Origin of the sequence: Galactobacter sp. (genome assembly GCF_022712295.1) — a bacterium.
Taxonomy (GTDB): Bacteria; Actinomycetota; Actinomycetes; order Actinomycetales; family Micrococcaceae; genus Galactobacter.
The window spans coordinates 20,558-28,127 of sequence record NZ_JALAGT010000055.1 but is presented as its reverse complement, the minus strand read 5'-3'; the positions used below and the strand labels follow the sequence as shown (position 1 = coordinate 28,127).

The 7,570-nt window shown below is 69.0% G+C and carries 7 protein-coding genes and 1 pseudogene; all 8 read left to right on the top strand.

The genetic code is table 11. The features are described 5' to 3' along the window. Positions 1–181 (top strand): annotated as a pseudogene (locus Q0A15_RS04415) (dihydrodipicolinate synthase family protein); the annotation flags it as partial. A gap of 116 nt (positions 182–297) precedes the next feature. Continuing rightward, positions 298–1,299, top strand: coding sequence for a proline racemase family protein (locus tag Q0A15_RS04410; RefSeq protein WP_291278324.1), 1,002 nt, complete (start codon positions 298–300; stop codon positions 1,297–1,299). Next, the gene (locus Q0A15_RS04405) at positions 1,296–2,252 is read left to right on the top strand and encodes an ornithine cyclodeaminase family protein (protein WP_291278323.1); all 957 of its coding nucleotides are present in this window, start codon (positions 1,296–1,298) and stop codon (positions 2,250–2,252) included. The genes Q0A15_RS04410 and Q0A15_RS04405 overlap by 4 nt, the downstream gene beginning before the upstream one ends. Next, positions 2,249–2,971: a GntR family transcriptional regulator gene (locus tag Q0A15_RS04400; RefSeq protein WP_291278322.1), complete on the top strand. Its 723-nt coding sequence runs from the start codon at positions 2,249–2,251 to the stop codon at positions 2,969–2,971. Before Q0A15_RS04405 ends, Q0A15_RS04400 begins: the two co-directional genes overlap by 4 nt. Next, positions 2,968–4,152, top strand: a complete 1,185-nt coding sequence (locus Q0A15_RS04395) for an FAD-binding oxidoreductase (protein ID WP_291278321.1) — start codon at positions 2,968–2,970, stop codon at positions 4,150–4,152. The genes Q0A15_RS04400 and Q0A15_RS04395 overlap by 4 nt, the downstream gene beginning before the upstream one ends. Continuing rightward, complete coding sequence (locus Q0A15_RS04390; RefSeq protein WP_291278320.1) at positions 4,149–4,565, top strand: (2Fe-2S)-binding protein; 417 nt, start codon at positions 4,149–4,151, stop codon at positions 4,563–4,565. The genes Q0A15_RS04395 and Q0A15_RS04390 overlap by 4 nt, the downstream gene beginning before the upstream one ends. Further along, positions 4,562–6,103 (top strand): FAD-dependent oxidoreductase, encoded by a 1,542-nt coding sequence (locus Q0A15_RS04385; RefSeq protein ID WP_291278319.1) that lies wholly within the window; start codon positions 4,562–4,564, stop codon positions 6,101–6,103. Before Q0A15_RS04390 ends, Q0A15_RS04385 begins: the two co-directional genes overlap by 4 nt. Before the next feature lie 3 nt (positions 6,104–6,106). Next, complete coding sequence (locus Q0A15_RS04380; RefSeq protein WP_291278318.1) at positions 6,107–7,561, top strand: aldehyde dehydrogenase (NADP(+)); 1,455 nt, start codon at positions 6,107–6,109, stop codon at positions 7,559–7,561. Positions 7,562–7,570: the final 9 nt, after the last annotated feature.

Sequence of the window (7,570 nt, the reverse complement as noted above, 5' to 3'; positions counted from 1 at the left end):
CCTGCATTCCCTGCTGCGTTGGGACTCCAAGACCGAGTTCGTCCAGGCCATCAAGCTCTCCATGGACATCGCCGGCCGCCGCGGTGGCGCCTGCCGCCCCCCGCGTGGCGCGCTGTCCCCGGAGATCCACGCCAAGATCACCAAGGACACCGAGAACGCTCTGGCCAAGGGTTACAAGTAAACCCTGAAGTTCTCCTGCCCGACGGCGGGTGACGGACCCGCGGGTCCGTCACCCGCCGTCGGGCACCCGCATCCCCACAGGTCATCTGCAGTACGGAAAGTCAGAGGTCTTCCCCCATGCGTACCACCCGCGTTTTCCACTCCGTCGACTCACATACGGAGGGGATGCCCACTCGGGTCATCACCGGCGGCGTCGGCACCATCCCAGGCAACACCATGGCCGAGCGCCGGTTGTGGTTCATGGAGAACGCGGATCACCTGCGCACGCTGCTGATGACCGAGCCCCGCGGGCACGCCTCCATGTCCGGGGCCATCCTGCAGCCGCCAACGCGTCCCGACTGCGACTGGGGTGTGCTCTACATCGAGGTCTCCGGACTGCTGCCCATGTGCGGTCACGGCACCATCGGCGTCGCCACGGTGCTGGTGGAGACCGGCATGGTTGAGGTCCGGGAACCCGTCACCACCATCCGCCTGGACACCCCGGCCGGACTCGTGGTCGCAGAGGTCGCTGTCAAGGACGGCCACGCGGAGTCCGTGTCCATCACCAACGTTGCCTCCTACGTTGACCGGCTCGATGCCAAGGTGGACGTCCCCGGCTACGGCGAGATCACCTACGACCTGGCCTTCGGTGGCAACTTCTACGCCGTGGTGGATCTGGAACAGCTCGGGCTGCCGTTCGACCGCGAACGCAAGGATGACCTGCTCGAGGCCGGCCTCGCCATCATGGACGCCATCAACGAGGTGGACGCACCCGTCCACCCGGAGCGCCCCGACATCCGCCTGGTGCACCACGTCTACCTGAAGTCCCCGGACTCAACGAACCGGCACTCCCGCCACGCGATGGCCATCTACCCGGGCTGGTTCGACCGCTCGCCCTGCGGCACCGGGACCTCGGCCCGCATGGCGCAGCTGCACGCCCGCGGCGAACTGCCCCTGAACACCGATTTCCGCAACGACTCCTTCATCGGATCCACGTTCATCGGCCGTCTCCTGGAGGAGACCGAGGTGGCCGGACGCCCAGCGGTGATCCCCAAGATCACGGGCCGGGCTTGGGTCACGGGCACGGCACAGTACATGCTGGATCCCACCGACCCGTTCCCGGAAGGATTCCTGCTGTGACCTCTCTGCCCTACCTCGATGCCGCCGGCGTACGTACCGCACTGCCCTGGGACACCGCGGTGTCCGGCCTGGAGACCGCGCTGGCAGGGGACGTGGACCCCGAGAACGACGGCCCCCGCCTGTTCGCGCCGACCAACCGCGGTGAGTTCCTCATGATGCCGGCCGTCACCAAGTCCTCGGCGGGAGTCAAGGTGCTCACCATCGCCCCGGACAATCCTGAGCGCGGTCTTGAGAAGATCCAGGGAACGTACCTGCTCTTCGACGAGTCCACCTCCGCGCCCAAGGCCGTCATGGACGGCACGGAACTCACCGCGATTCGTACCCCGGCGGTGACCTTCGTGGGGCTGCGTGCGCTCGCCGCTGCCGCCCCCGACGGGTTCCCTGAGACTCCCACTGTTCTGGTGTTCGGCGCAGGTGTGCAGGCGTTGAACCACCTGGACGCCGCGGCCTGGTGCTGGCCGGGCGCCGCATTGCAGGTGGTGGGCAGGCGCCCCGAACGCGTTGCCTCCTTGATGGAGCAGGCCGCCGAACGCGGGCTGGGCGTCACCGATGCCGGAGCGGATATCGAGGCCGCGGTGCGTGCGGCGGACGTCATCATCACCGTCACCACCTCGGCGACCCCGCTCTTCCCGGGGGAGTGGGTGGCACCGAATGCGCTCGTGGCGGCAGTGGGCCAGCACGGATTGGACGCCCGCGAGCTCGACCCGAGCCTGATCCTGCGTTCCGATGTTCTGGTGGAGGGACGTGCCTCGATGCTGCGCGAGGCCGGTGACCTGATCCCGGCACGCAGCGCGGAAGAATGGCAGGAACTGGTCCCGCCGAACCTGGCAGACGCCGTGGCGGGCCGGATCCACCGCACGTCCGGGAACCCGGCCGTCTATTGCGGGGTCGGAATGTCGTGGGAGGACCTGGTCCTGGCCACCGTGGCTGCCTCGCCCAAGGAGAACGCATGAGCGAGCAGTCCGTCCTGGCCCCACTGGGCAGGGAGAAGAACCTCCGAGACATCGTCACCGACAAGCTGCGAGCGGCCATCATGGTGGGTGAGCTGGCGGAAGGCACCACGGTCTCCGCACCCACGCTCGGTGCACAGCTTGGCGTCAGCGCCACCCCGGTGCGTGAGGCCATGATGGACCTGGCTCGTGAGGGCATGGTGGAGACGCAGAAGAACAAGGGTTTCCGCATCACCTCGCTCTCCAACGAGGAGCTACTGCAGATCACCGACGTACGGCTCCTCCTGGAGCCCCCGGCCATGCCGCGCGCGATCGGGAACCTGACCCCCGAGGTCCTGGCCCAGCTCCGCGACCTCGCCGACCTCAACCTCAAGGCCGCCCGCGAAGAGGATCTGGAGAACTACCTCCTCACCGACCGGGACTTCCACGCGCTCATCCTCTCCCAGGCCAACAACCCGGTCCTGGCTGACCTCTGCACCTCCCTGCGTCTGCGTACCCGCCTCTACGGGTTGCGTTCCCTGGCGGACCTCGGACTGCTGGAGGACTCCGCACTGGAGCACCACCGCCTGATCGACCTGCTGGAGGCAGGCGACGGTGCGGGTGCAGAAGAGCTCTTGCGGGCTCATATCGGCCATGCCACCGGGTCGTGGCAGACCGGATCCAAGGCCGACCACGTGGCCGAGACCCCCACCAACCTTCAGAAGGAGGCACCGCTCAAGTGACCCACAGCGACGTCGTCGTCATTGGCGCAGGCATCATGGGTGCCGCCGTGGCGTACTTCGCAACTCAGGCCGGAGCCTCCGTCACGGTGGTGGAACGCGGCCTCCCCGGTTCGGGGACCTCGTCCCATTGCGAGGGCAACATCCTGCTCTCCGACAAGGAATTGGGACCCGAGCTGGATCTGACCCTGTACTCGCTCGGCGTCTGGAAGAACGACCTGGCCCACGTGGCCACCGACTGGGAGTTCGAGGCCAAGGGCGGCATCATCGTGGCGTCCAAGGAATCCTCCTTGGCGTCCCTCTCCCGCCTCACCACCGCTCAGCGCAGTCGTGGCATCCAGGCAGAGGAAGTGGATACAGAGCGGCTGTTGGAACTGGAACCGTGGATCACCGACAAGGCGCTCGGTGCCGCCTATTACCCGCAGGACGCGCAGGTGCAGCCAGTGCTGGCCGCCACCGGCATGCTGGGGTTGGCCCGCGCAGCCGGGGCTCGCGTCATGGTGAACTCGCCCGTCACGGAGCTGATTCGGCACGGCGACCGCGTGGTGGGCGTGCGCACCCCCAATGGTGACGTGACGGCGGACGCCGTCGTCAATACGTCGGGCACATGGGCGGGCGGCATCGCGGCCCTGGCTGGAGTCAACGTGCCCGTGCGCCCCCGCCGCGGCTTCGTGATGGTCACCGAGCCGCTGCCGCCACGTATCCGCCGCAAGGTGTACGCCGCGGAGTACGTCGACAACGTGGGCTCCTCCGACGCCGGCCTGCAGTCCTCACCGGTGGTGGAGGGGACCCCGGCGGGCACCATCCTGATCGGTTCCACCCGTGAACGCGTGGGCTTCGAGGACCGCGTGGCGGTAGACGGCCTGCGCACCATGGCGCAAAACGCCGTGGCGCTGTTCCCGTTCCTGGCCCAGACCCGCATCATGCGCCATTATCACGGCTTCCGGCCCTACTGTCCTGACCACCTGCCGGTCATGGGGCACGACGATCGCGCCCCAGGCCTGTGGCACGCCTGCGGTCACGAGGGCGCCGGCATCGGCCTGTCCGTGGGGACGGGCAAACTGTTGGCGCAGGCCATCACGGGCGAGCAGCCCGACATGGATCTGACGCCCTTCGCTCCCTCCCGCTTCGGTGAGGGCGCTCCGGAAATCACTCTGACCGAGAACGGGGAGGTCGCCGCATGAGCAAGGGATTGCAGCAGACGCCTCAGGTCAGCTTGAGCGTGGACGGCCAGGAGATCACCGCCCCGGCGGGTGCCACGGCCGCGGCCGCGATGCTCGGCGCGGGACAGCGGGCCTGGCGGACCACACGCAAGGAAGGCAAACCACGCGGACAGTTCTGCGGCATCGGAGCGTGCTGGGACTGCCTGGTCAGCGTGGACGGCTCCCAGGTGCAGCGCGCCTGCATGCTGCCGGTCGAGGAGGGGATGAGCATCTCCACGGTGGATCCGGAACTCGGTGCCCGCCCCTGCGAACAGGAGCCGCACGAGCCCGCAGAGAGCGCGCTTGCGACCGCAGAGATTGCCATCACCGTGGGCCCGGAACCGGATCCGGAATCCCACGGGGGGAACGACCAGGGCCAGGAGGGAACGCGATGAGCACCGAACAGAGTCGTGTCGACGTCCTGGTGATCGGCGCGGGCCCGGCCGGCCTCGCCGCGGTTGCCGAGGCGCTGGACGCCGGAGCCACCGTGGCCTGCGTGGATTCCAATACGCAACCGGGCGGCCAGTTCTGGCGTCACCGGCCGGAGAACGTGGTGACCGACGACGGCCGACTGCACCACGGGTGGGCCACCTATCGTGAGCTGCGCTCCCGCTTCGACGCCGGTCTCCAGGACGGGCGCCTGACCTTCCTCCCCTCCACCGCCGTGTGGATGGTGCAGACGTCTTCTGACGGGGACACCTTCGACGCTCACCTCACCGGCGCCATCGAGCGCCCCGAGGCGCCAGACGCAGCGACCTCCGGCGCCCCCATCGTCGCCACCACGGTGGTCATGGCCACCGGCGGCTACGACCGCCAGCTCCCCGTCCCCGGTTGGGACCTCCCCGGCGTCATGGCCGCGGGCGGCATCCAGGCCACCATCAAGGGATCCGGCGTGCTCCCCGGCCGCCGCGTGCTGTTGGCCGGGACCGGCCCGTTCCTGCTGCCCGTCGCCGCCAACGTGCTGGCCGCGGGCGGCGAGGTGCTCGCCGTCTGCGAGGCAGCCTCCCTGACCGGTTGGGTACCCAACGCGCTCACCGCCTCCAAGGTCCCCTCCAAGGGACTCGAGGGGGTGGAATACGCCAAGGAACTGCTCAAGCACCGCGTCCCCTACCTGCAGCGCCGCGTCATCACCGAGATCCGAGGCACCGACGGCGTGGAATCCGTGGTCACAGCCAAGGTGGACGCCTCAGGCAACGTGCTCCCCGGCACGGAACGCGTCTTCGTGGACGTGGACATCGTGGGCCTGGGCTACGGCTTCACCCCACAGATCGAACTCGGCGTGCAGCTGGGCCTCACCACCCGCACCGACGTGGACGACTCCGTGGTCCTCACCGCGGACCGACACCAGTCCTCCAGCCAGGATGGCGTCTTCGTGGCCGGTGAGATCACCGGAGTGGGCGGCTGGCTGCTCTCCGTCACCGAGGGCCATGTGGCCGGTCGCGCCGCGGCCGCCAAGGCGCTTGGCACCGTGCCGGACGACGCGGCGGCAGCCGGGCACGGAACGTCGGGCATGGTCGCGTCCCCGACCAAGGCGGAAGCGCGCACCATTCGTCGGCACCGCGACTTCGCCGCCGCGATGCACACCACGCATCCCGTTCCACCCAAGTGGGAGGACCGGCTCACGGATCAGACCTTGGTCTGCCGCTGCGAGGAGGTCCCCGCAGGCGATATCCTCGCAGCGAAGGACGAGGCGTTGGCCCAGGATGCGCGAGCGTCCAAGCAGGTCACCCGCGCAGGAATGGGGTGGTGTCAGGGGCGCATGTGCGGCTTCGCGACCGCGTGCCTGGCCGCGTCCGGTGCCCCGACTCGTGAGCAGATGGAGGCCACCTCCAAGCGGCCGGTCTCCACGCCCGTCACCCTGGCCACCTTGATCGCGGGGGCCGAAACAGAAACTTCCGAAGAAACCTCAACGAAGTCCAACGAAGGAGCTTGAGTCATGCCCACCACCGTGTCCGAACTCGACACCATTCTCGACACCGCAGTCGGGGCCTCCGACGCCTGGGCCCGGTTCACGCCGGCTGCCCGCGCCGACGTCCTGGACGCCGTGGCAGACGCCCTCGACGCACAGGCGGAGACCCTCATCCCGCTGGCCCGCGAAGAGTCCCACCTGTTGCTCGGCCGCCTCACCGGCGAGCTCAAGCGCACCACCTTCCAGTTGCGACTCTTTGGCGAGATCCTGCGCGACGGCGGCTTCCTCGACGCCCGCATCGACCACGCAGACCCGGCCTGGCCCATGGGCGCGCGCCCCGATCTGCGCCGTCACCTCGAGCCCATCGGCCCCGTGCTGGTCTTCGCGGCCTCCAACTTCCCCTTCGCCTTCTCCACCATCGGCGGCGACTCCGCCTCCGCGCTCGCCGCAGGCAACTCCGTGGTGCTCAAGGCCCACTCCGGCCACCCGAAGCTGACCGTGGCCACGGCCGACGTGGTGCGTTCCGCGTTGTCCGAGGCGGGCGCCCCCGATGGCCTGTTCCAGGTCATCCTCGGCACAGACGCCGGGCGCTCAGCAGTGGTGGACCCCCGCATCAAGGCTGCCGGCTTCACGGGCTCCATCCCGGGCGGTCGCGCGCTGTTCGACCTGGCCTCCTCACGCCCGGACCCGATCCCGTTCTACGGCGAACTGGGCTCCAACAACCCCGTCTTCGTGACTGCTACCGCAGCCGAGCGCTCCACCGCGGAGATCCGAGACGGCTTCATCGGCTCCTTCACCCTGGGCGCCGGCCAGTTCTGCACCAAGCCGGGCACGTTCATCATCCCGGCCGACTCCGACCTGGCGACCTCGTTGCGCTCCGTGGCCCTACCCGACGGTGCTCACCTGCTCAACGACCGCATCGTCTCCGGCTACGCGGAGGTGCTCGGTGAGCTGAAGGACGACCCGCGCTTCACTGTGTTGGCCGAGGGTTCCGACCCGGTGTCAGAGTCCCCGACCCCCACGCTGCTGCGCGTCTCGGCCGAAGACATGCTCGCCGACCCCCGCGCACTTCAGCGCGAGTGCTTCGGACCCACCTCCGTGGTGGTGGAGTACAGCTCCGAGTCGCAGTTGGTGGAGCTGGCCGAGACCTTCGAAGGTCAGCTCACCGCCACCATCTTCGGTGAGGAGGGCGAGGACCTGGACGAGCTCGTGCGGGTCCTGGCCGCCCGTGCCGGTCGCTTGCTGTGGCGCGGTTGGCCCACCGGCGTGACCGTCTCCTACGCCCAGCAGCATGGTGGCCCCTACCCTGCCACCACCGCCGTCGGCTCCACCAGTGTCGGTACCGCAGCGATCACCCGCTTCCTGCGGCCCGTGGCCTACCAGGACTTCCCGCAGTCCATGCTCCCCGCCGATTTGGCCAACGCCAACGAGTGGAGCGCTCCGCGGCTGGTGGACGGCAAGCGCTCCGAGCCCCGCCGCTGAGGGTTTACC

Excerpts from the sequence above, each read along its gene's own strand:
- Q0A15_RS04390 (WP_291278320.1), top strand. The coding sequence starts at position 4,149 with ATGAGCAAGGGATTGCAGCAGACGCCTCAGGTCAGCTTGAGCGTGGAC.
- Q0A15_RS04385 (WP_291278319.1), top strand. The coding sequence starts at position 4,562 with ATGAGCACCGAACAGAGTCGTGTCGACGTCCTGGTGATCGGCGCGGGC.
- Q0A15_RS04380 (WP_291278318.1), top strand. The coding sequence starts at position 6,107 with ATGCCCACCACCGTGTCCGAACTCGACACCATTCTCGACACCGCAGTC.
- Q0A15_RS04410 (WP_291278324.1), top strand. The coding sequence starts at position 298 with ATGCGTACCACCCGCGTTTTCCACTCCGTCGACTCACATACGGAGGGG.
- Q0A15_RS04400 (WP_291278322.1), top strand. The coding sequence starts at position 2,249 with ATGAGCGAGCAGTCCGTCCTGGCCCCACTGGGCAGGGAGAAGAACCTC.